At 73.0% G+C, this 24,455-nt stretch carries 20 protein-coding genes and 2 tRNA genes; 14 read left to right on the top strand and 8 right to left on the bottom strand.

Annotated features, from left to right (window positions below; all coding sequences use genetic code 11):
• Window positions 1-47 precede the first annotated feature (47 nt).
• The gene (ppsA, locus tag AC3A5R_RS20370) at window positions 48-2,477 is read left to right on the top strand and encodes a phosphoenolpyruvate synthase (RefSeq protein WP_487622601.1); all 2,430 of its coding nucleotides are present in this window, start codon (window positions 48-50) and stop codon (window positions 2,475-2,477) included.
• Between the two features lie 50 nt (window positions 2,478-2,527).
• On the opposite strand, the gene AC3A5R_RS20365 is transcribed toward ppsA, so the two are convergent.
• The 3 genes from AC3A5R_RS20365 to AC3A5R_RS20355 are packed head-to-tail and all read right to left on the bottom strand — an operon-like array spanning window position 2,528 to window position 4,560.
• Window positions 2,528-3,766 (bottom strand): RNA polymerase sigma factor, encoded by a 1,239-nt coding sequence (locus AC3A5R_RS20365; RefSeq protein ID WP_487622600.1) that lies wholly within the window; start codon window positions 3,764-3,766, stop codon window positions 2,528-2,530.
• On the bottom strand, window positions 3,763-4,149 hold the full coding sequence (locus tag AC3A5R_RS20360) for a YciI family protein (protein WP_487622599.1): 387 nt from the start codon (window positions 4,147-4,149) through the stop codon (window positions 3,763-3,765). The genes AC3A5R_RS20365 and AC3A5R_RS20360 overlap by 4 nt, the downstream gene beginning before the upstream one ends.
• 3 nt (window positions 4,150-4,152) lie before the next feature.
• A complete protein-coding gene (locus AC3A5R_RS20355) occupies window positions 4,153-4,560 on the bottom strand; it encodes a YciI family protein (RefSeq protein ID WP_487622598.1) in 408 nt (135 codons plus the stop codon).
• Window positions 4,561-4,699: 139 nt separating this feature from the next.
• Here AC3A5R_RS20355 and AC3A5R_RS20350 point away from each other — a divergent pair, with 139 nt between their 5' ends.
• The 6 genes from AC3A5R_RS20350 (at window position 4,700) to AC3A5R_RS20325 (ending at window position 11,076) form a co-directional block, all read left to right on the top strand.
• On the top strand, window positions 4,700-5,575 hold the full coding sequence (locus tag AC3A5R_RS20350) for a GNAT family N-acetyltransferase (RefSeq protein ID WP_487622597.1): 876 nt from the start codon (window positions 4,700-4,702) through the stop codon (window positions 5,573-5,575).
• A gap of 150 nt (window positions 5,576-5,725) precedes the next feature.
• The gene (locus AC3A5R_RS20345) at window positions 5,726-7,201 is read left to right on the top strand and encodes a right-handed parallel beta-helix repeat-containing protein (protein WP_487622596.1); all 1,476 of its coding nucleotides are present in this window, start codon (window positions 5,726-5,728) and stop codon (window positions 7,199-7,201) included.
• The gene (locus tag AC3A5R_RS20340; protein WP_487622595.1) at window positions 7,198-7,650 is read left to right on the top strand and encodes a hypothetical protein; all 453 of its coding nucleotides are present in this window, start codon (window positions 7,198-7,200) and stop codon (window positions 7,648-7,650) included. Before AC3A5R_RS20345 ends, AC3A5R_RS20340 begins: the two co-directional genes overlap by 4 nt.
• Window positions 7,651-7,827: 177 nt before the next feature.
• Complete coding sequence (locus AC3A5R_RS20335; protein WP_487622594.1) at window positions 7,828-9,345, top strand: lipase family protein; 1,518 nt, start codon at window positions 7,828-7,830, stop codon at window positions 9,343-9,345.
• Between the two features lie 181 nt (window positions 9,346-9,526).
• A complete protein-coding gene (locus AC3A5R_RS20330) occupies window positions 9,527-10,342 on the top strand; it encodes a DUF4397 domain-containing protein (protein WP_487622593.1) in 816 nt (271 codons plus the stop codon).
• A 35-nt stretch (window positions 10,343-10,377) separates the two neighbouring features.
• Complete coding sequence (locus tag AC3A5R_RS20325; protein WP_487622592.1) at window positions 10,378-11,076, top strand: class F sortase; 699 nt, start codon at window positions 10,378-10,380, stop codon at window positions 11,074-11,076.
• Between the two features lie 73 nt (window positions 11,077-11,149).
• Here AC3A5R_RS20325 and AC3A5R_RS20320 read toward each other — a convergent pair.
• Together AC3A5R_RS20320 and orn are read right to left on the bottom strand one after the other, a co-directional pair.
• Window positions 11,150-11,225, bottom strand: a tRNA-His gene (locus tag AC3A5R_RS20320).
• A gap of 112 nt (window positions 11,226-11,337) precedes the next feature.
• Entirely contained in the window at window positions 11,338-11,961 is a 624-nt protein-coding gene (orn, locus tag AC3A5R_RS20315; RefSeq protein WP_487622591.1) for an oligoribonuclease, read from the bottom strand.
• 84 nt (window positions 11,962-12,045) lie between these two features.
• Here orn and AC3A5R_RS20310 point away from each other — a divergent pair, with 84 nt between their 5' ends.
• The 6 genes from AC3A5R_RS20310 to ettA all read left to right on the top strand — a co-directional run bounded on the left by AC3A5R_RS20310 (window position 12,046) and on the right by ettA (window position 19,625).
• The gene (locus AC3A5R_RS20310) at window positions 12,046-13,290 is read left to right on the top strand and encodes a PrsW family intramembrane metalloprotease (protein WP_487622590.1); all 1,245 of its coding nucleotides are present in this window, start codon (window positions 12,046-12,048) and stop codon (window positions 13,288-13,290) included.
• Window positions 13,291-13,379: 89 nt separating this feature from the next.
• Window positions 13,380-13,452 (top strand) — tRNA-Arg (locus AC3A5R_RS20305).
• Window positions 13,453-13,581: 129 nt separating this feature from the next.
• Complete coding sequence (locus tag AC3A5R_RS20300) at window positions 13,582-15,291, top strand: dynamin family protein (protein WP_487622589.1); 1,710 nt, start codon at window positions 13,582-13,584, stop codon at window positions 15,289-15,291.
• Window positions 15,288-17,042: a GTPase gene (locus AC3A5R_RS20295; RefSeq protein ID WP_487622588.1), complete on the top strand. Its 1,755-nt coding sequence runs from the start codon at window positions 15,288-15,290 to the stop codon at window positions 17,040-17,042. Before AC3A5R_RS20300 ends, AC3A5R_RS20295 begins: the two co-directional genes overlap by 4 nt.
• A 221-nt stretch (window positions 17,043-17,263) precedes the next feature.
• On the top strand, window positions 17,264-17,839 hold the full coding sequence (locus tag AC3A5R_RS20290) for a single-stranded DNA-binding protein (protein ID WP_487622587.1): 576 nt from the start codon (window positions 17,264-17,266) through the stop codon (window positions 17,837-17,839).
• 103 nt (window positions 17,840-17,942) lie between these two features.
• A complete protein-coding gene (ettA, locus tag AC3A5R_RS20285; protein ID WP_323099568.1) occupies window positions 17,943-19,625 on the top strand; it encodes an energy-dependent translational throttle protein EttA in 1,683 nt (560 codons plus the stop codon).
• 55 nt (window positions 19,626-19,680) lie between these two features.
• Here the strand turns inward: ettA and AC3A5R_RS20280 are convergent, their stop codons facing one another.
• Together AC3A5R_RS20280 and yczR are read right to left on the bottom strand one after the other, a co-directional pair.
• Complete coding sequence (locus AC3A5R_RS20280; protein ID WP_487622586.1) at window positions 19,681-20,697, bottom strand: magnesium transporter CorA family protein; 1,017 nt, start codon at window positions 20,695-20,697, stop codon at window positions 19,681-19,683.
• A 39-nt stretch (window positions 20,698-20,736) separates the two neighbouring features.
• Window positions 20,737-22,179 (bottom strand): MocR-like transcription factor YczR, encoded by a 1,443-nt coding sequence (gene yczR / locus AC3A5R_RS20275; RefSeq protein WP_487622585.1) that lies wholly within the window; start codon window positions 22,177-22,179, stop codon window positions 20,737-20,739.
• A 61-nt stretch (window positions 22,180-22,240) separates the two neighbouring features.
• Between yczR and yczE the strand changes: the two genes are divergently transcribed.
• A complete protein-coding gene (yczE, locus tag AC3A5R_RS20270) occupies window positions 22,241-22,957 on the top strand; it encodes a membrane protein YczE (protein ID WP_487622584.1) in 717 nt (238 codons plus the stop codon).
• A 19-nt stretch (window positions 22,958-22,976) separates the two neighbouring features.
• On the opposite strand, the gene AC3A5R_RS20265 is transcribed toward yczE, so the two are convergent.
• The gene (locus tag AC3A5R_RS20265; protein ID WP_487622583.1) at window positions 22,977-24,374 is read right to left on the bottom strand and encodes an SRPBCC family protein; all 1,398 of its coding nucleotides are present in this window, start codon (window positions 24,372-24,374) and stop codon (window positions 22,977-22,979) included.
• Window positions 24,375-24,455 lie beyond the last annotated feature (81 nt).

Raw genomic sequence — 24,455 nt, 5'->3', positions numbered from 1 at the left:
ACGACAACAAGGCCCGCCGCCGCGGGCCGGAACCGGAAGGACCTGCAGTGACCGAGAACGTGGTGAGGTTCGCCGAGCTGGGACTGGGCGACGTCGAGTCGGTGGGCGGCAAGAACGCCTCGCTGGGCGAGATGGTCCAGCACCTGGCCAAGGCGGGGGTGTCGGTGCCCGACGGCTTCGCCACGACCGCCGACGCCTACCGCCGCTTCCTCGCCGAGGACGACCTCGCCGACCGCATCAACGCGCTGCTGGCCGACCTCGACGTCGACGACACGCGTCGCCTCGCCGAGGTGGGCGCGAGCATCCGCGAGATGGTCGAGAAGCAGGCCTTCCCCGAGGACCTCGAGCGCGACATCCGCGGGGCCTTCGAGCGCCTCGTCGACGAGCAGGCGGCCCCGGAGGCTGCGTCCGGCGAGGGTGCCGAGGAGCCCAGCTTCGCCGTCCGCTCGAGTGCCACGGCCGAGGACCTGCCGGACGCGTCGTTCGCTGGCCAGCAGGAGACCTTCCTCAACGTGCGCGGCATCGACAACGTGCTGCACGCGATCAAGCTCGTCTTCGCCTCGCTCTACAACGACCGTGCCATCGCCTACCGGGTCCACAGCGACTTCGACCACTCGGTCGTGGCCCTGTCGGCCGGCGTGCAGCGGATGGTCCGCTCGGACATCGGCGCCTCCGGGGTCATGTTCACGATGGACACCGAGTCGGGCTTCCGCGACGCCGTCTTCGTCACGAGCAGCTACGGCCTCGGCGAGGCGGTCGTGCAGGGCGCCGTGAACCCCGACGAGTTCTACGTCTACAAGCCCGCGCTGCGCGAGGGGCGTCCGGCGATCCTAAAGCGCGGCGTCGGGGGCAAGGCCACCCAGATGGTCTACACGTCCCACGCGAGCGTCGGGCGCACGACCGAGTTCGTGCCGGTGCCGGAGGACCAGCGACACCTGCTGTCGATCACCGACGACGAGGTCACCGAGCTGGCCCGGCACGCCCTCCGCATCGAGGAGCACTACGGCCGCCCGATGGACATCGAGTGGGGCCGCGACGGCGTCGACGGCCGGCTCTACATCCTGCAGGCACGCCCCGAGACCGTGCAGTCGCGCGAGTCCGGCTCGACGCTGCGCCGGTTCCGGATGGACGAGCGCGGGCCGGTCGTCGTCGAGGGTCGTGCCATCGGCCAGAAGATCGGGGCCGGACGCGTGCGCGTCCTCGACTCGATCGAGGCCATGCACGACTTCGAGGCGGGCGAGGTGCTCGTCGCCGACATGACCGACCCCGACTGGGAGCCGATCATGAAGCGCGCGAGCGCGATCGTCACCAACCGTGGTGGCCGCACCTGCCACGCGGCGATCATCGCCCGCGAGCTCGGCATCCCCGCCGTCGTCGGGACCGGCTCGGCCACCAAGGCCCTCGAGGACGGCCACGAGGTCACCGTCTCGTGCGCCGAGGGCGACACCGGCTTCGTCTACGAGGGGCTGCGCGACTTCACCGTCAGCGAGACCGCCCTCGACGACATGCCCGACCTGCCGGTCAAGCTGATGATGAACGTCGGCACGCCGGAGCAGGCGTTCGAGTTTGCGCGGCTGCCCAACCACGGCGTCGGCCTGGCCCGGCTCGAGTTCATCATCAACCGGCAGATCGGCATCCACCCCCGCGCCCTGCTCGAGCTCGACGACCAGGAGCCGGCGCTCAAGGCCGAGATCGAGACCCACATCGCGGCCTACCCCGGGCCGCGGGAGTTCTTCGTGCAGCGGGTCGCCGAGGGCGTCGCGACGATCGCGGCGGCGTTCGCGCCCGAGCCGGTCATCGTGCGGATGTCCGACTTCAAGAGCAACGAGTACGCGGGCCTGCTCGGGGGTGAGCGCTACGAGCCGCACGAGGAGAACCCGATGATCGGGTACCGCGGCGCCGCCCGGTACGTCTCGCCCGACTTCGCCGAGTGCTTCGCGATGGAGTGCGAGGCCCTCAAGTACGTCCGCGACGAGATGGGCCTGACCAACGTCAAGGTCATGATCCCGTTCGTGCGCACGGTCGCCGAGGGTGCCGCTGTCATCGACCTGCTCGCCTCGCACGGCCTCGTCCGCGGCGAGAACGACCTGCAGGTCGTCATGATGTGCGAGGTGCCGAGCAACGCCGTCAACGCCGACGAGTTCCTCGACCACTTCGACGGCTTCTCCATCGGCTCGAACGACCTGACCCAGCTGACGCTCGGCGTCGACCGCGACAGCTCGCTCGTCGCCGGTTCGTTCGACGAGCGGGACCCTGCCGTGAAGAAGATGCTCGCCATGGCGATCACCGCCTGCCGCGAGCGCGGCAAGTACGTCGGCATCTGCGGCCAGGGCCCGAGCGACCACCCGGACCTCGCCGAGTGGCTCCTCGACCAGGGCATCGAGTCGATGTCGCTCAACCCCGACACCGTCGTCGAGACGTGGCTGCGCCTCGCCCGGCACCGCAAGGAGGCGGCCGCGGTCCCGTCGCAGGGCTGAGGGCGGACGGCGCCCCGACGCGTCCGGCGCGTCCGGCGCGTCCGGCGCGGTCAGCCTCCGAGCTGGTCGCGCCGGCGCGCCAGGTAGGCCTGCTCGGCCGCGTTGCCGGTCAGCCCGATGGCCCGGTCGTAGGCGGCGCGTGACTCGCCGCTGCGTCCGAGGCGTCGGAGCAGGTCGGCGCGCGCGGCGTGGAAGGCGTGGTAGCCGTCGAGGTCGCCCGTGAGCCGGTCGACCTCGGCGAGCCCGACCGCAGGGCCGTCGACCTCGGCGAGCGCGACGGCCCGGTTGAGACGGACGACCGGCGAGGCGTCGATGCGGGCCAGACGGCCGTAGAGGGCGACGATCTGCGACCACTCGGTGTCGCCGGCGGTCGGGGCGGCGGTGTGGACCGCGTTGATCGCTGCGAGCAGCTGGTAGCGCCCGGGCGGTGCGCCGCCGGCGGCCACGGCGTCGATCCGCTCCCGGAGCAGCGCGGTGCCCTCGGCGACGAGGGCGTGGTCCCACGACCCGCGGTCCTGCTCGACGAGCGTGACGAGCTCGCCGGTGCTCGACACCCGCGCCGACCGACGCGCGTCGATGAGGAGCATGAGCGCGAGCAGCCCGGCGACCTCGCCGTCGTCGGGCAGCAGCGCCCGGAGGAGGCGGCCGAGCCGGATGGCCTCGTCGGTGAGGTCGACGCGCAGCGGGTCGTCGCCCCCACCCGTGAGGTAGCCCTCGTTGAAGACGAGGAAGACGACGGAGAGCACGCCGGCGAGGCGCTCCTCGATGTCGGCCGCGGAGGGCACCCGGTAGGGGATGTGCGCCGCGGCGATCTTGCCCTTGGCGCGGGTGATCCGACGGGCCATCGCCGTCTCCTGGACGAAGAAGGCGCGGGCGATCTCGGCGACGGTGAGGCCGCCGAGGAGGCGCAGGGTCAGGGCCACCCGGGCCTCGAGGGCGAGGGCGGGGTGGCAGCAGGTGAAGACGAGCCGGAGCCGGTCGTCGTGCACCGGGCCGGTGGGCTGCGCCGGGGTGTCGTCGTGGAGCATGAGGGCCGCCTGGTGCCTGGCGTCGCGCGTGGACTCGCGGCGCAGCCGGTCGATCGCCTTGCGGGCGGCGGTGGTGGTGAGCCACCCGCCCGGGTTCGGTGGGACGCCGTCGCGTGGCCACCGTTCGGCCGCAGCGGCGAAGGCCTCGGCCGCGGCGTCCTCGGCGACGTCGAGGTCGCCGAAGCGGCGGGCGAGGCCGGCGACGACCCGGGCCCACTCCTCGTAGTGGGCCCGGGTGATCGCCTGCGCGACGTCGGTCACGGCTCCACGAGCGCCTGGACGGACTCCGCGCTGCGGAACGGTCGCACCTCGACGACGCCGCGGCAGGCCCTGGACCCCTCGGCCGCCAGGGCGAGGGCGACGTCGAGGTCGGCCGCCTCGATGATCCAGAAGCCCCCGAGGTGCTCCTTCGTCTCGAGGTAGGGCCCGTCGGTGAAGACCGGCCGTTCGTGCTGGCCGTCGACGGTCGTGGCGGTCGAGGCCGGCTCCAGCCCGTCGGCGAAGACGAAGTGGCCGTCGCGCTGGAGCCGGTCGTTGAAGGCGCCGGTGTCCGCGAAGGCCTCGAGCATGTCCTCGCGCGTCGGGTAGGAGCCGAACTCGGCCGGCTCGGCCGGTCCGAACACCGACAGCAGGTACCGCGGCACGGCTCAGTCCTGCTGCGAGGGCTGCGAGGGCTGCGAGGGCTGCGAGGGCTCGGCGCGGGCCATGCCCGTGCCGCGGAAGCGGTGGATCTCCTGCGGCCAGTCGAGGACCACGGCCAGGCGCCCGGCCCAGTAGCGCGCCGTCTCGTCGTCGGGCACGTCGATGGCGCAGAAGCCGCCGAGGTGCTCCTTCGTCTCGACGAAGGGGCCGTCGGTGAACACGGGCCGGCCCTCCTGCGCCACGACGCTGCAGATGGCGGTGTCGGCGTCGAGGCCGCCGTTGCTGAAGATGAGCACCCCCTGCTCCTGCATCTCGCGCACCACTGCCTTGCTGGTGACCGCCTTGGCCCTGATCTCGTCCTCGGTGTGCTCCTGCACCCACTCGTCGTTGAAGCTGATGAGGTACTCGGGCATCTGATGCCTCCTCGTCGTCGTTGTCGTCCGGTGGCCGGGTCGGCCGCCGTCACCCTGTCCACGAACACGCCGGTCCCGATACGACACCCTTGCGGAAAATGATGCGAGACGGAGCGGGTCGGCGGTGTTGGATCGCCGGGTGACCTTCGAGCTGACGACGCCGGAGCCCGGCGACCTGCACGACATGCTGGGGGCGCTCCGCTCGTGGCAGCACGAGGGGAGCCCGGTCCAGCTGCACCCCGGAGACCTCGGCTGGAACCAGGGCTTCGGGGCCGAGGCGATGGCCGCGGCCCTGCGCACGTGGAGCCGCGACGGGGAGGTGGTCGCGGTGGGCCTGCTCGACGAGTCGACGGTGCTGCGACTCGCGGTCACGCCCTCGGGCTGGCACGACGCCGAGCTCGCCGACCGGCTCGTCGCCGACGTGTCGATGCCCGGCCGCGGCGTGCTGCCGGACGGCTCCGTCGCCGTCGAGGCACGGTTCGGCGGCGCCTTCCGTCAGCGTCTGCTCGCGGACGGCTGGGTGCCGGATGAGCCGTGGGCTCCCTTGGCGCGCAGCCTCGCCCGGCCCGTCGAGGACTGTGGGCTCCGCGTCGAGGTCGTCGAGGCCGGCGACGACGCGGCGATCGGGACCCGCGTCGCAGTGCACCGCGCCGCCTTCGCACGCTCGACGTTCACCACCGAGCGCTGGCACGCCGTGGCCTCGGGGCCCGCCTACGCCGACGCCCGCTGCCTCGTGGTGCACGATGCCGACGACGTCGCGGTCGCCGCCGCGACGGTGTGGTCTGCCGGCCCCGGCCGGCCCGGACTCATCGAGCCGCTCGGCGTGCACCACGAGCACCGCGGGCGCGGGCACGGCACCGCCGTGACGCTCGCGGCGGCGTCGGTGCTGCAGGGGATGGGCAGCTCGAGCGCCACGGTCTGCACCCCGAGCGCGAACGTCGGCGGCGTCGCCACCTACGTCCGGGCCGGGTTCACGCGCACGGACGACTCCCGCGACCTGCGCCGGTACGCCTGACGACGCCGGTCACGCCGGCATCGAGGTGTTGGCGGGGGAGTACAGCACCTGACGTACGGCGAGCTCGGGCACCCGGCCGGGGGAACCGCCGGCTGTCCTGCCCACACTGGACGGGCAAGACGCACGACGGACGGAAACGGGGTTCCGGCGATGGCACCAGCGGCTCTCGACCACACGCGAACACCTCGACGGAGCGCGGCCCTGGCGGCCGGTGTCCTCGTCGCAGGCCTGGGTCTGGCGGCGGTGCCGCTCGGGGCCGCCGACGGTGCCGTCACGACCCTCTACGTCGGCGGCGCCGGCTGCTCCGACGCGGGCACCGGAACCGCGAGCGTGCCCTACTGCACCATCGCGAAGGCCGCCAAGGTCGCGGTGGCCGGCCAGACCGTGCTCGTGTCCAGCGGCACGTACACCGACGAGGTGTTCCCGTGGCACTCGGGCACCTCGGGCTCGCCCATCGTGTTCCGGCCGGCGCCCGGCGCCGCGGTGACGATCTCCGGCGCCAAGCACGGCTTCACGATCTCCAACCAGAGCTGGATCACGGTGTCCGGCTTCACGATCCAGAACTCTCCGAGGGACGGCATCTACGTCTACAACGCCACCGGCGTGACGGTCACGGGCAACACCGTGAGTACCTCGGGCCAGCGGGTGTCGGGGTCCACGGCCTACGGGATGTACCTCAACGCGATGACCGGCTCCGTGGTCAGCGGCAACCTCGTGACGAACAACTCGGCGTCGGGGATCTTCCTGACGAACGGCTCCACCGGCAACCAGATCGTCGGCAACGAGAGCTCGTGGAACGCCTACGGCTACGTGCGCAACGCGGTCGGCATCGACCTGCGCGCGCCGGGCAACGTCGTCAGGGGCAACCTCGTCCACGACAACGAGGACTCGGGCATCCAGTCGTATCCCGGTGGTGACGGCAACACCGTCGTCGACAACGTCAGCTACCACAACATGGGGTTCACGACCACGGTCCAGAGCAACTGCAGCGCTCCACCCACCGGCAACACGGCCGGCTGCCTGACCGGCGACCACGGCATCGACAACTACGGGGTCACCGGCGGCTCGGTCGTCGGCAACACCGTCTATGCCAACGTGTCCGCGGGAATCAACCTCGAGGGCGTCGCCTCGGGCACCACCGCCGGCTACACCATCGCCGACAACATCGCCGTCGACAACGCCATCGGGTGCCCGGACGGCGCCGGCGGGACGTTCAAGTGCCCGAGGACGCGCGGCAACATCCGCGTCGACGCGACCTCGCAGATCGGCACGAGCGTCGACTTCGACCTCGTCAACCTCAGCGTCGCGGGGACGATGATGGTGTGGGGTTCGACCTCCTACACCTCCTTGTCGGCCTTCCGGTCCGCGAGCGGCCAGGAACCTCGTGGGCTGCAGGCGGACCCCCGCTTCGCGAACGCGCCCGGAGGGGTGTTCACCCTCAAGCCCGGCTCGCCCGCCATCGACTCGGCGAACTCGGGGGCGCCGGGTCACCTCGCGACCGACGCGGCCGGGCAGCCGCGCGTCGATGACCCCTCCACGCCGAACACCGGCGTCGGGGTCCGCAGCTATGACGACCGCGGCGCGTACGAGTACCAGCCCACCACCTCCACCGGGAGCACGCCATGAGCCCGACAGCAGCATCCCTGCGGCGCCGTCACCCCGTGGCCGGGTTCGCCGTCGCGATCGGCGTCGCCGTGGCGACAGCCGTCGTCGCGAACGGCGCGGCCAGCGACGCCGGCACCGTACCGTCGCGCAGCGGCGGCCCTCCGCCCGTCTCGTCGATCGTGTCCGACTGCGCCTCGATGGGCAGCGTCCTGTCCGCTGCGGTCGCCGGGACCGCGCCCGGTGCCGGGCCCGACGCGGCGAGCGGGGCGCGCGGGCGGGCCGTCGCCGTCGCGCGGTCGACGACCTCCGACGACGTGCGGGAGCTGGCGCAGAACCTCGCCGACGACCTCGCGGCCTACCGGGTCGCCGTGGCGTCGCCGGCCTCGGCGGACCAGGCCGCGCGTCGCGCCGACATCGGCGTCATGGTCCGTGACGACCTCGCCGCGCTGCGCCGGCTCTGCGCCCGCTGACGCCGCGATCACGTTCGGCTGGACGATCGCCGGATCCGGCTCGCCGCGGTGGTTCGGGTCTGCCTGATGCCATCGATGCCGTCCACGTTGCTAGCGTCGTCATGCTGGTCCTCCGAACCAGCCGGCGGGACGCGGACGGGTGTCCGGCCGCGGCGAGAGCGATGCAGGAGGTGGTCGGTGGGCGCGCCCACGGTCGACCTGGACGAGTCGTCGTCGGGGCAGGAGCACGGGCGCCAGTGGTCGCTGCTCAGGTGGCTCCGACTGCTGGTCGGCGTGGTGCTGGGCCTGCTGGGGGCAGCGCTCGTGCTCAGGCCGTTCGCGTCGCTGGCGGTGCTGGTCGTGCTGCTCGTGGCGTCGCTCGTTGTCGCGAGCATCGCCGAGGTGCTGCGCCGCGACCCGGCCGAGGGCGCCTGGCCCTGGCTGCGAGCGGGGGCGTACGTCGTGGCCGGGGTGTCGATCCTCGCCTGGCCCGCGGCCACGATCCGGATCATCGCCGTGGTCGTGTCGCTGACACTGCTCGTGCACGGCATCGCCGACCTGGCGGCATCGCGGCGCCTCGGCGGCACAGCGCGGGCGAACGGCGTCGTGGGCGGTTCCGCCTCGATCGTGTTCGGCCTGCTGGCGCTCTCCTGGCCCGACGTCACCCTGCTCGTCATCGCCGTGGTGTTCGGTGCGCGCATGCTCATCACCGGGGTGCGTCAGACCGTCGCCGCCGTCAAGGGCGAGGACGTCCAGCTGCTGCGGCGTCCGTCGTGGGGCGTGGCGCCGGAGGGCGGCCGGCTGCGGCTCACGGGCACCACGCTGGGGGCCGTGGTCGCCGTCGTGCTGCTCGTCGTCAGTCTGGCGCTCCACCGGGGTGCGCCCTCCCCGGACGCCTTCTACGAGCCGCCCGCCGACGTCCCCCGGGCGCCGGGGCAGCTGCTGCGCAGCGAGCCGTACACCAACCCGGAGATCCCGGCGGGAGCATCGGCCTGGCGGATCCTCTACACGACCACCCGCGACCAGGGACAACCGGCCGCGGCCAGTGGTCTGGTGATCGCTCCGTCGTCCGCCCTGGCGGGCACGCCCGGATCGGCCCCGAGCGACGTCATCGCGTGGGCGCACGGCACGACGGGGTTCGCGCGCGGGTGTGCGCCGTCGATCCTGCCCGACAGCCTGTCCTCCGGCGCGATGATGATCCAGGACAAGGTCATCGACCGCGGGTGGACGATGGTCGCCACCGACTACGTGGGCCTCGGCACCGCGGGGCCGCACCCGTACCTCATCGGTGAGGGCGAGGGCCGCTCGGTCCTGGACGCCGTCCGGGCCGCGCACCAGCTCAAGGAGGTGACCCTGGCCGACGACACCGTCGTGTGGGGGCACTCCCAGGGCGGCCACGCCGCGCTGTGGACCGGGATCCTCGCGCCCACCTATGCGCCGGACGTGAGGCTCGACGGCGTCGCAGCGCTGGCCCCGGCCAGCAACCTGCCCGGCCTCATCGACAACCTCGGCTCGGTGACCGGCGGGGAGCTGTTCGCCGCCTCGCAGGACGCCTACGTCAGGGCCCGGTGCGAGGCCGGCTACCCCGTGGACTACCGCACCTACGCCGGACGTGACCACGTCGCGCTCGTCGAGCCGGACTCACCCGCGGTCGCCGACCTCCTCCGGTGGACCGAGGAACGGTTCCGGGGAGATCCGGCCCGCGACACCTGCTGACGCCGGTCGCGCGGACACCGGGCATGCGGGCGGTCCACCACCGCCCCACCCGGGGGAGAAGAAATCCCGGCTCCGGCCCATCCGGACGACACGTCGCGTCGAAGACCAGACAGCGACGGCAGCAGCAGCAGCCTCGCTGTTCGATCACCGTCTCGGACTGACCAGAGCAAGGAGAAAGCTCGTGAAGACCCCTCGTGTCGCGGCCGTCGCCGCACTCTCGCTGGCCCCCCTCGCCGTCGCCGCTCTTCCGGCCCATGCCGCCTCGGAGGCGACGGTCTCGATCCTGCACGCGGTCCCGGGTGCCACGGTCGACGTCTATGCCAACGGCAAGGCGCTGCTGACCGGGTTCAAGCCGGGGACCCTGACGGACCCCCTTATGCTGCCGGCCGGCACCTACGACCTCAAGGTGACGGCGGCCGGCGCCGGCGCGTCCGGCAAGGCGATCATGCAGGCCGACGGCGTCAAGGTCCCCGGTGGCGCCAACGTCACGGTCGTCGCCCACCTCGACGCCTCCGGCAAGCCGGAACTGACGCCCTTCGTCAACGACACCTCGATGGTGCCGGCCGGCAAGGCCCGGGTCACGGTCCGTCACGTCGCGGCCGCGCCGGCCGTCGACGTTCGGGCGAACGGCGCCCCCGTCTTCAAGAACCTGACGAACCCGAACCAGGCGACCGGCGTGGTGCCGGCCGGCACGGTCAAGGCCGACGTCGTCCTGGCGGGCACCTCGACGGTGGCGATCGGCCCCGCGGACCTCACCCTCAAGGAAGGCGCCAACACCATCGTCTACGCCTGGGGCAGTGCGAAGGACACGAACCTGCAGCTGGCGGTGCAGACCATCGGGGGCATGCACTCGGCCCCCGGCGGGATCCCCGCCGGTGAAGGCGGCCAGGGCCAGGCCGCGGCCGACCTCGCCCGGTACGCCGGCATCGGCGGCGCCGCGGCGCTGGCTGCCGGAGCCGTCCTGCTCGCGCGGCGTCGCGCCGTCCCGACCCGCTGACAGGCCCAGTGCGAACCGGAACCACAACGGCGAGGGTGGCGGCCGCCGTGGTCGCCGCCCTCGCGGCCGGGTTGCTGACGGCGTGGGTGACGCGCCCGCAGGCCGGCGACGCCGCGGCCCTCGGCGCCGCCCTGCTCGGCACGAGACAGACGGCTGTCACGCCGACCTGGCAGGTGCCGGCGCCGGCGCCGAGCGAGGGCTATGGCGCTCCCGTTGCCGGAGCGCCGACCGGGGTCGCTCGACCGCTCGTCGTCGCGAGGCCCGCCACGCCGAGCGCGACCCGGCCGTCGTCCTCCACACCGACCGCGCTGGTCATCGACGCTGTCGGGGTGAGGATGCCGGTGGTCCCGGTCGGCGTGGCCACCGACGGTGCCATGGCACTGCCGCGCAGCCCGGCCCAGGCCGGGTGGTACCGGTTCGGTGCCACCCCCGGTGACGCGCAGGGCGCGACGGTCATCGCGGGCCACCTCGACGAACCGTGGTACGGCACGGGCCCGTTGGGTCGTCTGTCCGACGTGCGCCCGGGCGACACCGTCGTCCTGGACGCCGGCCCGACCGCACACCGGTACGTCGTCATCGAGGTCCAGGCGGTGCGCAAGGCACGGCTCGACCTCGCGGCACTGTTCCGCACCGACGGGCCGCCGAGCCTGCACATCGTGACCTGCGGCGGCCGCTTCGATCCCGTCCAGCGGCGCTACGACGAGAACGTCGTCGTCGTGGCACGGCCGGCCTGACGAAAAGCACTGTGGCCCGTGCCCCTCCGGAAAGGGCACGGGCCACAGACACGCCCCGCTCGTGCGGGGGACATGGGGTGAGTGACGGGACTTGAACCCGCGGCCACCTGGACCACAACCAGGTGCTCTACCAGCTGAGCTACACCCACCATGCATGCCGCGAGCCGGGCCCGAGAGCTCGGCGTCGTGGGACAGCGACGCCAATCGTACACGGCCCCAAGGGGTGGTCGTGACCACCCCGGCGAGGGCTCGGCGACCGCGTCAGTGCTCGATGACGTGGGGCTGCGCGAGCGCCTTCGCCGTGGCACTGTCCGGGCCGGGCTGCGGGACGAACACCGCCTGGCGGTAGTAGCGCAGCTCGGCGATGGACTCGCGGATGTCGGCGAGAGCGCGGTGCCCGCCCGACTTCTTCGGCGCGTTGAAGTACACCCGGGGGTACCAGCGCCGGGACAGCTCCTTGATCGAGCTGACGTCGATGATCCGGTAGTGCATGTACTGCTCGAGGTCGGGCATGTCGCGGGCGAGGAAGCCGCGGTCGGTGGCCACGGTGTTGCCCCCGAGCGGGGCCTTGCGCGGCTCGGGCACGAAGGTCCGCACGTAGTCGAGGACGAGGTCCTCGGCCTGCTTCAGCGTGACGCCGCCGGCGAGCTCCTCGATGAGGCCGGACGTCGTGTGCATGTCGCGGACGAAGTCGTCCATCTGGGCCAGCGCCTCGTCGGGCGGGCGGATCACGACGTCGACGCCCTCACCGAGCTGGTTCAGCTCGAAGTCAGTGACGAGGGCGGCCACCTCGACGAGGGCGTCCGACTGCAGGGACAGCCCGGTCATCTCGCAGTCGACCCAGATGATGCGGTCCGCGATGGCGCGGTGGTTCGTCTCGCTCACCGGACCACCATAGAGGCTGGGCGCCCGGACCCACCGCGGTGTTTGCGCCCGCGCCCGCGACGGGCCCTGCACTAGCCTTCGGCCATGACCTCAGGGGACGTGACAGGGGACGTGACGGAGGACGTGACGGAGGACGTGACGGAGGACGTGACGACCGGACGGCCGGCCCCGACCGGGCCGGGTGGGAGCGCGGTGTCGCAGTGGAGCGCGGCCCGCAACCCGACGCGTCGGCCGGTGCTGCGCTCGCTGCTGACGATCGGCGTCGCGGCCTCCGTGTTCCTCGTGTGCCTGCTCGTCCTCGTCGGCATCCTCGGCGAACGGCTCACCGCGCAGGTCATCATCACCTCGGCACTCATGGCGATCATCCCGGTGCTCGTCATCGTGCCGACCTACCTCTGGCTCGACCGGTACGAGGCCGAGCCGACGCGCTACCTCGTGTTCGCCTTCCTCTGGGGCGCTCTGGTCGCCGTCGTCGGCGCCTTCTTCCTCAACACCCTGGGCCTGCAGCTGCTCGTCGAAGCGCGGTGGACCGACCCGCTCGCGACCGGTGCGGTCTACCTCGCGCCGGTCGTCGAGGAGACCCTCAAGGGCCTCGGCATCCTGCTCATCTACCTGTTCCGTCGCCGCGAGTTCGACGGAATCATCGACGGCATCGTCTACGCCGGGCTCATCGGCGCGGGCTTCGCGTTCAGCGAGAACATCCTCTACCTCGGCCAGGCCTACAACGAGTTCGGCAACGAGGGTCTGACCGCCACCTTCCTCGTGCGCGGGCTGATGGGCCCGTTCGGGCACCCGCTCTTCACGTCCCTCACCGGCATCGGCATCGGCATCGCCGTGTCGGCGCGCCGGCCCGCCACCCGCGTGCTCGCCGTCGTCGTCGGCTGGCTCTGCGCCATGGTGCTGCACGGACTGTGGAACCTGTCGGCGCTTGCGGGCATGGAGGGCTTCTTCGAGGCCTACGCCACCTACCAGGTGCCGCTCTTCCTCGCCTTCGTCGGCTTCCTCGTGTGGCTGCGTCGCCGCGAGGGCCGGCTCATCGGCCAGTACCTCTCGCCGTACGCCGACGCCGGCTGGCTGACCCACGCCGAGGTCACGATGCTCTCGCAGCTGCGGCTGCGTCGGGCCGCGCGGCAGTGGGCGCGGCAGACCGGCGGCCGGCCGGCGAAGCGGTCGATGGAGGCCTTCCAGGACAGCGCGAGCGACCTTGCCCTCCTGCGCTCCCGGCTCGTGCACGGCACCGCTGAGCCCGACGCCCAGGGTCGCGAGCTCGTCCTGCTCGAGTCGATCACGGCGCACCGCCGCGCGTTCGTCGGCTCGCCCGTCACGTGAACCCGTGACGCGCCGGGCGCGGGAGGGCCTGAGGGCGCGGGGGCGACGGGGCGGGTGCCTATCATTGGACCGCGCCCGCAACGGGCTGTGCCCCTGTAGCTCAGCGGATAGAGCAAGAGCCTTCTAATCTCTTGGTCGCAGGTTCGAGTCCTGCCGGGGGCGCCGAACGGGTACGGACCCGATCGCGGCCGGGCGGCCGCAGGTCCGCAGCCGGAGAAAACTGCGACGCGCGTCCGGAACACGCCGTTCGTCCGGTTTGGATGTGATGGCGTGACACGGGAGGATTGGGTCGTGGCAGGTGAGTCAGGGGTGGGTGGCGCCCGCCTTCTCTCGGCGGTGGGGGCACTGCGTGCTGCCATCGACGACGTCACCTTCCCCCTCGACCTCCCGGGGGCCAACGCCGCGCGCCTGACGCGCCGACGCCTGCTCGCCCAGCTCGACGACTACGTCATCCCGCGCGTCGCCTCGCTCGATGCGCCGCTGCTCGCCGTCGTAGGCGGCTCCACGGGCGCCGGCAAGTCGACGCTCGTCAACTCCCTCGTGGGTCGCGAGGTGACGCTGCCCGGCATCCTTCGCCCGACGACGCGCTCGCCGGTGCTCGTGCACCACCCCGACGACGAGCGGTGGTTCGCCGGGCCCCGGATCCTGCCGAGCCTGGCCCGGATCACCGGGCGCCACAACGCCTCCGACGGTCCCGGCGCCCTGCGCCTCGTGCCGACCGACGCCGTCACGGCGGGCCTGGCCGTCATCGACGCCCCCGACGTCGACAGCGTCGTCGAGGCCAACCGCGACCTCGCCGGCCAGCTCCTCGCCGCCGCCGACCTGTGGATCTTCGTCACGACGGCGTCCCGCTACGCAGACGCCGTGCCGTGGGTGCTGCTGCGCGAGGCGTCCGAGCGCGGCGCGTCCGTGGCGATCGTCCTCGACCGCGTCGCCGCCGACGCCCTCGACGACATCCGCACCCACCTCGCCTCGATGCTGCGCGAGCAGGGCCTCGGCACCGCACCGATCTTCACCATCGTCGAGTCGCCGCTTCACGACGGGCTGCTGCCCGGCGACCAGACCGACCGGCTCAAGGGGTGGCTCGCCGCGCTCGCCGGCGACGCGCAGTCGCGGGCCGCCGTCGTGCGCCAGACCCTCGACGGCGCCCTCGACGTGCTCACCGGACGCGTCGACGCCGTCGTCACCGCCACCGACGCCCAGCGCGACGCCGCCGGCGCCCTCGCCGGCGCCGCGTCGAGCGCCTACGGCCAGGCCGTCGACGCCGTCCGCGACGCCGTCGCCGACGGCACCCTCCTGCGCGGTGAGGTCCTCGCCCGCTGGCAGGAGTTCGTCGGCACGGGGGAGTTCTTCCGCCAGGTCGAGTCCACCGTCTCGCGCGTCCGCGACCGGTTCGCCGCCTTCCTCAAGGGCGGCCCGGCCAAGGCCGACGAGCTCGGCGAGGCCCTCCAGTCGGGCGTCGCGACCCTCGTCGCCGACCGCGCCGAGGTGGCTGCCCGGACTGCCACCCGTGCCTGGCACGCGCTGCCCGGTGGGGAGCAGCTGCTCTCCACGCACCCCGGGCTCAAGCGGTCGACGCCCGACATCGAGGACCGCATCGCCCGCCTCGTGCGCGACTGGCAGGGCGACATCCTCGCCATGGTGCGCGACGAGGGCCGCGACCGACGCACCACCGCGCGGATCATGGCCTACGGCGTCAACGGGCTCGGGGTCGTCCTCATGCTCGTGACGTTCGCGAGCACCGCCGGCATCACCGGGGCCGAGGTCGGCATCGCGGGTGGCACGGCCGTCGTCGGGCAGAAGCTGCTCGAGGCCGTGTTCGGCGACCAGGCCGTGCGCGACCTCGCCCGCAAGGCCCGCGAGCAGCTCGTCGAGCGCGTCGAGGCGCTGTACGCCGCCGAGCAGACCCGTTTCGAAGGAGCCGTCAGCACCGTGCAGCCGGAGACCGAACACGCCACCGCGCTGCGTCGGGCGGCCGCGGCCGTCCAGGAGGCCCGATGAGCCCCATCCGGATGGGCCGCGCCCAGGTGGCCCGCGTCAGCGCCGCCGAGCTCGGCACCCGCACCACGGCACTGTCCCGGGCGATCCTGTCCGGCGGCGAGCAGCTCGACCCCACCGAGTCCGACCGTGCGCGACGCGTCGTCGACCGTGCCGTCGAGCGCTCGGGCATCGGCGCCGACCACACGGTCGTGGCCCTCGCGGGCGCCACCGGCAGCGGCAAGTCCTCGCTCTTCAACGCCCTCGTCGGCGCCGAGGTCGCGACGATCGGTGCACGCCGTCCGACGACGTCCAAGCCCACGGCCGCCGTCTGGGGCGATGCCGACGCCACCCGTCTGCTGGACTGGCTCGGCGTCAAGGCCCGCTACGGCGTCGGTGCCGACATCAGCGGCGACAAGAAGCAGGCTGACGGCCCGGATGCCTTGGGACCCAACGGTTCTGACGCGTCCGCCTCGGCCGGTTCCTCGGCTGTGGCCGGTGTCGTCGGCTCGCTCGACGGGCTCGTCCTGCTCGACCTGCCCGACTTCGACTCGCGCGAGGAGGCCCACCGCGAGGAGGCCGAGCGCATCCTCGGTCTCGTCGACGTCTTCGTGTGGGTCACCGACCCGCAGAAGTACGCCGACGCCAGGCTGCACGACGAGTTCGTCACCCACCTCTCGCACCACGACGCCGTGACGCTCGGGGTGCTCAACCAGGTGGACCGGCTCCCGAAGGACGCCACGGCGACCCTCACCGCAGACCTCGCCAAGCTGCTCGAGGCCGACGGCGTGGCGCGTCCTGCGGTGCTCGCCACCTCGACCGTCACCGGCCAGGGCGTCGCCGAGCTCGCCCAGCGCATCGCCAACGTCGTCGCCGGCCACGCCGCGGCGCGCCAGCGCCTCAGCGCCGACGTCGTCGCAGCGGCCACGACGCTCCGAAGCGGTGTCGCCGACCACGAGCCCGACGTCGGGCGCCTGCCGCGTGCCGAGCTCGATGCGTCGCTCGCCCGGGCCGCCGGAGTGCCGATCGTCCTCGACGCCGTCGAGCGTGACCACCGACGCGCGGCCTTCGGCCACACCGCGTGGCTCTACGCCCGGTGGGCCCGCGCCCTGACGCCCGACCCGATCCGCCGGCTGCGCCTCGACCGCGCCGGGGCCCGCCCGATCTCCGTGGAGATCGGCGGCGACGACGTGCGGGCGGCCCTCGGCCGCTCCTCGATCCCGGCGCCGACCGCAGCGGCCGTCTCGGCGGTCGACCTGGCGACGCGCTCCTTCGTGCGCGAGGCGGCCGACGACCTCCCCGTGCGCTGGGGCACCGCCGTCGAGGACTCGGTCCGACAGGGCGAGGAGGGCCTCGCCGACGCGCTCGACCGCGCCATGGTCGACACCCCGCTGCAGGACCGCCGCCGGATCTGGTGGTTCGTCGTCGACGCCCTCCAGTGGGTGTTCGGGCTCGCGGCCCTCGGGGGTCTGCTCTGGTACGTCGTGCTCTGGGTCATGGGCGTGCTCGCCCTGCCGCGCCCCGAGGTCCCGACGCTGTGGGTGCTGCCGCTGCCGCTCGTGCTGCTCCTCGGGGGTGTCGTTCTCGGGCTCGTGCTCGGCGCGCTGTCGCGGGCCTGGGCGCAGGTGGGGGCGCGGCGTCGACGCAAGGTCGTCGCGCGGCGCCTCAGCGACGCGGTCGCGGCCGTCGCCGACGACCGGGTCCTCGTGCCGGTCGACCAGGTGCTGGCGCGCCATCGCGACACCCGTGAGCACCTCGACGCGGCGACTCGCTGACGCCGGTCGCGCCGCCCTCGGGTGGCTCGGCGCCCGGCTCGGCGGGTCGCTCGGCCGGTGGCTCGTCCACACCCCCTGTCTCGCAGGGGGCTCCGTCCACAGGTGAGGAGCCACCTCTCGGCGTGCTCGTTCCCGGCACGGCACGGTGGTCGCGGGTGGCAGTCGCCGCCCGCCGACACCGAGCCGGCCCGCGGGCCGGACCCGAACAGGGAGCACTGCCCATGAACGAGACCCGCGTCACCGTCCACGGCAACGTCGTCAGCGACCCCGTCGAGCGGCTCGGCCGCAGCGGCCACGTCTTCACGACCTTCCGGATCGCCACGACGCCCTTCCGCCGCACGGCCGACGGCAAGTTCGTCGACCTCGACACGAGCTTCTACTCCGTCATCGTCTTCAACGCACTGGCCGCCAACGTGGCCGCCTCGCTGCACAAGGGCCAGCCGGTCGTCGTCGAGGGCAACCTCTCGATCAAGCAGTACCTCGGTACCGACGGCCAGCAGCGCACCTCGGCCGAGATCGACGCCGACCACGTCGGGCACGACCTGTCGTGGGGGCGAGCCGCCTTCGAGCGGATCAGCCGCGCCGCGGCCCTCGGCCACGACCGCACCGCGGACCCCGATGTCCGTGACGCGGTCGCCGAGATGGCCGGCGACGGCCGCCCGGCGAACGTCGACGAGAACGGCGTCGTCCTCGACGGCTCGGACGAGGTCGACGCGGCGGGCGACGGCCACGACTCCTCGTCGCTGCTCGGCGACCCCGAGACCGACGACTACGACATCGAGCAGGTGCCCGCCTGAGCGCTGCCGACCTGCCGTTCCGCGCCGTCCACCCCGTCAGCTTCTTCCAGGCGAGGGCGAGGGCGATTCGGCCGTGCGCGGTGCGGCAGATAGCCTTCTGCGCATGGCCGAGTACATCTACACCATGACCCGTGCGCGCAAGGCGCACAACGAGAAGGTCATCCTCGACGACGTCTCCATGTCGTTCTACCCGGGTGCGAAGATCGGCATGGTCGGTCCCAACGGCGCCGGCAAGTCGACGATCCTCAAGATCATGGCCGGACTCGACCAGCCCAGCAACGGCGAGGCCCGCCTGGCCCCCGGCGCGACGGTCGGCATCCTGTTGCAGGAGCCGCCGCTCAACGAGGACAAGACCGTCCTGGGCAACGTCGAGGAGGGTGCGGGCGAGATCAAGGCCAAGCTCGACCGCTACAACGAGATCTCGGCCGAGATGGCCGACCCCGACGCCGACTACGACGCGCTGCTCACCGAGATGGGCAAGCTGCAGGAGGACATCGACCACGCCGACGCGTGGGACCTCGACTCCCAGCTCGAGCAGGCGATGGACGCCCTGCGCTGCCCGCCCGCCGACTCGCCCGTCACCAACCTCTCCGGTGGCGAGCGCCGCCGCGTGGCGCTGTGCAAGCTGCTGCTGCAGAAGCCCGACCTGCTGCTGCTCGACGAGCCGACCAACCACCTCGACGCCGAGTCGGTGCTGTGGCTCGAGCAGCACCTCGAGTCCTACCCCGGCGCCGTCATCGCCGTCACCCACGACCGCTACTTCCTCGACAACGTCGCGCAGTGGATCGCCGAGGTCGACCGCGGGCGCCTCTACCCGTACGAGGGCAACTACTCGACGTACCTCGAGAAGAAGGCCGAGCGCCTCACGATCCAGGGCAAGAAGGACGCCAAGCTCGCCAAGCGCCTCAAGACGGAGCTCGAGTGGGTTCGCAGCAACGCCAAGGGCCGTCAGGTCAAGAGCAAGGCACGACTGGCTCGCTACGAGGAGATGGCGGCCGAGGCCGAGCGCACCCGCAAGCTCGACTTCGAGGAGCTCCAGATCCCGCCGGGCCCGCGCCTCGGCTCGACGGTCATCGAGGTCGCCAACCTCAAGAAGGGCTTCGGCGACCGCGTCCTCATCGACAACCTCTCGTTCTCGCTGCCCCGCAACGGCATCGTCGGCGTCATCGGTCCCAACGGTGTCGGCAAGTCGACGCTGTTCAAGACGATCGTCGGCTTCGAGCAGCCCGACTCGGGTGAGGTCAAGATCGGCGAGACGGTCAAGATCTCCTACGTCGACCAGGGCCGTGAGGGCCTGGACCCGAAGAAGAACCTCTGGGAGATCGTCTCCGACGGCCTCGACTACATGAAGGTCGGCAACGTCGAGATCCCCTCGCGCGCCTACGTCTCGCAGTTCGGCTTCAAGGGGCCCGACCAGCAGAAGCTGTCGGGCGTCCTGTCCGGTGGCGAGCGGAACCGTCTGAACCTCGCGCTCACCCTCAAGCAGGGCGGCAACCTGCTCCTGCTCGACGAGCCCACCAACGACCTCGACGTGGAGACGCTCGGGTCCCTCGAGAACGCGCTGCTCGACTTCCCCGGTTGCGCGGTCGTCATCACGCACGACCGGTGGTTCCTCGACCGCATCGCCACGCACATCCTCGCCTACGAGGGCACCGAGGACGACCCGGCGAAGTGGTACTGGTTCGAGGGCAACTTCGCGTCGTACGAGGAGAACAAGGTCGAGCGCCTCGGCCCGGAGGCCGCGCGCCCGCACCGCGTCACCTACCGCAAGCTGACGCGCGACTGATACTCGCAGCCCCTGACGGCCACCTCCCCGGACTCCCGGGGAGGTGGCCGTCGCGCTAGATCCAGCCCTTGCGGCGGAAGACGACGTAGAGCAGCGTCGCGACGCTGACGATGATCCCGCCGCTGACGAGCACGCCTGCCTGCGAGGCGAATCCGGGGTAGGGCACGTTCTGCCCGAACCAGCCGGTGACGGCCGTCGGCACGGCGATGATCGCCGCCCACGCGGTCAGCTTCTTCATGACGGTGTTGAGCCGGGCGTCCTGCAGCGACAGGTTGGTCTCGAAGACCGTCGTCACCATGTCGCGCAGCGACTCGGTCCACTCGGCGGCGCGCAGGACGTGGTCGTAGAGGTCCTCGTAGAACCCGTCGAGCTCGGGCCGGCGCTCGTCGAGGTCCCTGCGGTGGCGCAGCACGGCGTTGACGACCTCGCGCATCGGCAGCACGACCCGACGCAGCTCCACGAGCTCCTTGCGCAGCCGGTAGGTGCGCACCTGGACGACCCGGGAGTGCCCGCGGTCGTCGAAGAGGTCGTCCTCGAGGCCCTCGATCGCGTCGTCGAGCTGCTGGATCGTCTCGAAGTGCCCGTCGACGACGGTGTCGAGCAGGCCGTGAACGAGCGCCCCGACGCCGAAGCGCAGCAGGTCGGGGTCCTCGTTCCACCGCTCGAGCACCGGGTCCATGTCGAAGGAGCTGTTCGAGCGGACCGTGATGATGCCGCGCGGCAGCACGAACGCCGAGATGCGGGTGAGGCGCAGGCGTGAGTCGCGGGACGCGGGGTCGTCGTCGGGCGCGTCGAGCCGGGTGGCGTACACGGTGAGGAACGTGTGCTTGGCGTGCCGGGTGGCCTTGGGTCGCTCGCCGACGGTCACGGCGTCCTCGACGGCGTGCGGGTCCAGGCCCAGCTCGTCGGCGAGGCGCTGGAGGTGCGCGCGGTCGGGTTCGCACAGGTCGACCCAGAGCAGCGACCCCTCGCGGTCGAGGTGGTCGGACACCTCCTCGAGGGGGAAGTCCTCCTCGAGGACGGTGCCGTCCTCCCAGCGGCGCGTTCGCACCGTCGCGTCAGCCTGGCTCACGCTCCCAGTGTGGCAGGAGAGGGCGGCGGGACCGGCGGGTCAGGCGATGAGTGGCGGCGCGTCGTCGCGGCTGGGTCGGCCGGCGAGCGCGAGGTCCCAGGCCGCCGCGAGGCGTCGGCCCACCTCGTCGGCCTCGTCGGCCGGCACGCAGAACGGGATCCGCACCCAGCGTCCGAGCCCGCCGGCGGCGGCGAACTGGCTGCCGCGCGCGAGGCGGACGCCGGCCTGCTCGCCCACGCGCGCGAGCTGCTCGCCCCGCGCGACAGGCAGCTCGCACCAGAGGTTGAGGCCGCCGACCGGCACGTCGAAGCGCCAGTCGGGCACGTGACGGCGCAGCGCCACGACCATGGCGTCGCGCCGGGTGCGCGCCTCGCGGCGTCGCTCGTCCAGCACCGAATCGCCTTGGCGCAGAAGGTCCGCGACGACGAGCTGCTCGAGCACGGCGCTGCCGAGGTCGAGGCTGTGCCGCGACTCGACGACCGACCCGACGGCCTCGCGCGGCGAGCGCACCCACCCGACCCGGATGCCGCCCCACCACGTCTTGCCGGCGCTGCCGAGCGTGAACGTGCCGGGAGCCGACGCCGCGAACGGTGCGACGCGGTCGCCGGCCGGCTGGTCGAGGCCGAGCTCGACGAACGTCTCGTCGACGACGGGCACGGCGCGGCCCCGGGCGAGCACCTCGCCGACGGCAGTGCGGGTGCCGGCATCCATGAGCAGGCCGGTCGGGTTCTGGTGGTCCGGGATGAGGTAGGCCATCCGGGCCCCGCTCTGCCGCAGGCCGATCTCGATGGCGTCGAGGTCCCAGCCGTCGCGGGTCAGCAGGGCGGGCACGGGGCGCAGGCCGGAGCGCCGGACGGCGACGACGGCGTTGGGGTAGGTCGGGGTCTCGACGAGGACGCGGTCGCCGACGTCGAGCTCGGCGCGCAGCACCGTCGACAGCCCAGCGTGCGCGCCCGAGGTGACGACGACCTGGTCGGCCGAGGTGGCCAGCCCGCGCCCGGTGAACCACTCGGCGATCGCGGCGCGGGTCTCGGGTAGGCCGTGCGGCTGGTAGCCGGCTGTAGCGAGGTGGCGCGGCAGCTCTGCGAGGGCGCGTTCGTAGGCGGCGGTGATGCCGGCGGCCGCGGGAAGGGCGGCATAGGTGAGGTCGATGACGTCAGGCGGCACGTCGGTGGGGATGAGCCCGGCGCCGGAGAGCGCGAGTCCGGACGCGCCGGTCGGCAGCGCGATGACGCTGCCCGAGCCGCGTCGCGTCACGACGAACCCCTCGTCACGCAGGGCGTCGAGAGCGGCCACGACGGTCGTGCGGCTCAGCCCGAGCTCGGCGGTGAGGGTGCGCTCGCTCGGCAGCCGGGTGCCGACGAGGAGGCGACCGTCGGACACGAGCCGGCGCACGGCGTCGGCGAGGCCGCGGTAGGCCGGGCGGGGGAGCGGCTCGGCGCCGAGCAGCGCCGACATGGTCCGGGCGGAGACGGAGCGCATGGGTCCACTGTCGCACGACTGGCCCTTAACGGGCAGTCCAATCCCGGCCAGCATGGTGACCATGAGACGCCACGTGCCCCTGCGGAACCTCGGTCCGGTCGCCCAGCTGCGGGCGCCCCACCTGCCGCGGCGCATCGCCCAGCTGCTCGTGGGGCTGACGCTCTACGGCGTCTCGATGGCGATGATGGTGCGCGGCGCGCTCGGGCTCGACCCGTGGGACGTCTTCCACATGGGCGTCGCGAGCCACGTGCCGCTGACGTTCGGTCAGGTGACCATCGTCGTCGGCGCCCTCGTGCTGCTCCTCTGGGTGCCGCTGCGCCAGTGGCCCGGGCTCGGCACCGTCGCCAACGTCGTCGTCATCGGCCTGGCCGCCGACGCGGGCCTGGCCCTCATCGCCCAGCCCGACGCGTGGTGGGCGAGAACCGCGCTGCTGCTGTCGGGCCTCGTGCTCAATGGCATCGCCGGTGGCCTCTACATCGGCAGCCAGCTCGGCCCCGGCCCGCGCGACGGCCTCATGACGGGCCTGGCCCGCCGCACCGGCCTGTCGATCCGCCTCGTGCGCACGACGATCGAGGTCGTCGTGCTCCTCGTCGGGTGGCTGCTCGGCGGCGCGGTCGGCCTCGGCACCGTGCTGTATGCCGTGTCGATCGGCCCGCTCGTTCAGTTCTACCTGCCCCGGCTCACGGTCGACCTCGGCACCGACCCGATCGAGGACCGCCTCGACACCGCCCCCGTCACGGCGGCAGCACCCGTGCCGGCGCCCTGCCCTGCCGACTGACCGACGCGTCCCCTCGCGGTCAGGACAGCAGGTCGGCGAGGGAGCCGTCGAGGTCGGGGTGGGCGAACGTGAAGCCTGACGCCGCGAGCACCGCACTCGTGCAGTGCCGCCCGGTCAGGCCGAGGGCTGGGTCGGTCCGCAGCGGTACCGACCCGACCCGCACGAGCAGCTCGGGCGTCGGGGGAGAGGCCGGCCGGTTCAGGTGGTGGCGCAGCGAAGCCATGAGGTCGGCGTTGCGCACCGGCCCGGGAGCCGCCGCGACCACGACGCCGTCGAGCGTCGGCCCTGGATCGACGCCCAGGGCGCGTCGCACGATCGCGAGCCAGTCGTCGGCGTGGACCCAGCTGAACCACTGACGTCCCGACCCGACGCGACCGCCGAGGCCCAGCTTCGTCAGTCCGGCAAGCCGGTCGAAGGCCGGGGAGCCGTCGTGCAGGACGATTGAGGTGCGCAGCAGCACGAGCCGCGAGGCGTTCGCCCCGTCGGTGGCGTCCTCCCACGGACGGGCCACCCCGGTCATCTGGGGCAGCGCGTCGGTGCCGGTCGGCAGCGGCGTCCCCTCGGTGACGAGCGTCTCGCCGGCATCGGACCAGATCGCGGTCGTCGACCCCTGCACCCACGCGGCGAGCGGCGACGGCGCCGAGCGGCTCGCCTCGACGAGCGCGAGGGTGGGCCGCACTCGCGACTCCCGCAGGTCGCGGACGTTGGCAGCCGTCGGGCGGACGTCGACGAGGCGACCGGCGAGGTTGACCACCGCGGTGCGGGCGGGCTCCTCGCGCAGCACGTCCGCCCACGGTCCGACGGTCTCGCCGTCCCACGGGAGCTGGCGGTGTGGCAGGTCGTCTTGTGGGGAGCGGGTCAGCACGACGACCTCGTGGCCGCGGCAGGCGAGGTCGGCCGAGAGCGCTCGCCCCAGCGTGCCCGAGCCGCCGGCGACGACGACCCGCAGCGCGTCGGGCGGCGGCCGCACCCCGGCGAGCGCGGCGAGGCGCGTCACCGACTCCGGCCACTGCCGGGCAAGGGGGCCGGCCACGCCGCGCACGACGAGCGGCGACAGCGGCCCGGTGCACGTGACCCGCTGAGTCACCGAGCAGGCGGCCCCGCCCGAGGGCTCGACGGTCCACTCGACGCGCATCGCGCCGACCGGGTTGGGCTGCTCGACGACGAGCCGGCGGCCGGCCTCGACGTCGACGACGCGCAGCGGCGGTGCCGTCCTTCCGTGCAGCTCGGCGGCCCACCGGGCCGCGGGGAGGTAGTGCGCGGTCGAGCCGGGCGCGAGCCGTTCCGGGGCCTCGACGCCGCCGATGGACGTGGCCCACTCGGGCCAGCGCCGCAGGTCGGACACGACGTCCCACACCGCCGCGGCGGGGGCCTCGACGTGCTGGGACCGGGTGCGCTGCCAAGCGAAGGCCGTCATGGCCCCACCCTAGGTGTACTCGGCCAGCAGGTTGGTGACACCTCGGCGTTGACGACGAGGAGAACCTCCGGGTGAGGTGAG

Source organism: Intrasporangium sp. Soil_C_50 (assembly GCF_057656595.1).
This window is presented reverse-complemented; position numbering and strand designations above follow the sequence as displayed.

Bases quoted from the DNA above. Each gene is read 5' to 3' on its own strand.
- AC3A5R_RS20265 (WP_487622583.1), bottom strand. From the start codon at position 24,374: ATGACGGCCTTCGCTTGGCAGCGCACCCGGTCCCAGCACGTCGAGGCC.
- yczR (WP_487622585.1), bottom strand. From the start codon at position 22,179: ATGCGCTCCGTCTCCGCCCGGACCATGTCGGCGCTGCTCGGCGCCGAG.
- ettA (WP_323099568.1), top strand. From the start codon at position 17,943: ATGGCCGAGTACATCTACACCATGACCCGTGCGCGCAAGGCGCACAAC.
- AC3A5R_RS20295 (WP_487622588.1), top strand. From the start codon at position 15,288: ATGAGCCCCATCCGGATGGGCCGCGCCCAGGTGGCCCGCGTCAGCGCC.
- AC3A5R_RS20340 (WP_487622595.1), top strand. From the start codon at position 7,198: ATGAGCCCGACAGCAGCATCCCTGCGGCGCCGTCACCCCGTGGCCGGG.
- AC3A5R_RS20290 (WP_487622587.1), top strand. From the start codon at position 17,264: ATGAACGAGACCCGCGTCACCGTCCACGGCAACGTCGTCAGCGACCCC.
- yczE (WP_487622584.1), top strand. From the start codon at position 22,241: ATGAGACGCCACGTGCCCCTGCGGAACCTCGGTCCGGTCGCCCAGCTG.
- AC3A5R_RS20355 (WP_487622598.1), bottom strand. From the start codon at position 4,560: ATGCCCGAGTACCTCATCAGCTTCAACGACGAGTGGGTGCAGGAGCAC.
- AC3A5R_RS20345 (WP_487622596.1), top strand. From the start codon at position 5,726: ATGGCACCAGCGGCTCTCGACCACACGCGAACACCTCGACGGAGCGCG.
- AC3A5R_RS20310 (WP_487622590.1), top strand. From the start codon at position 12,046: ATGACCTCAGGGGACGTGACAGGGGACGTGACGGAGGACGTGACGGAG.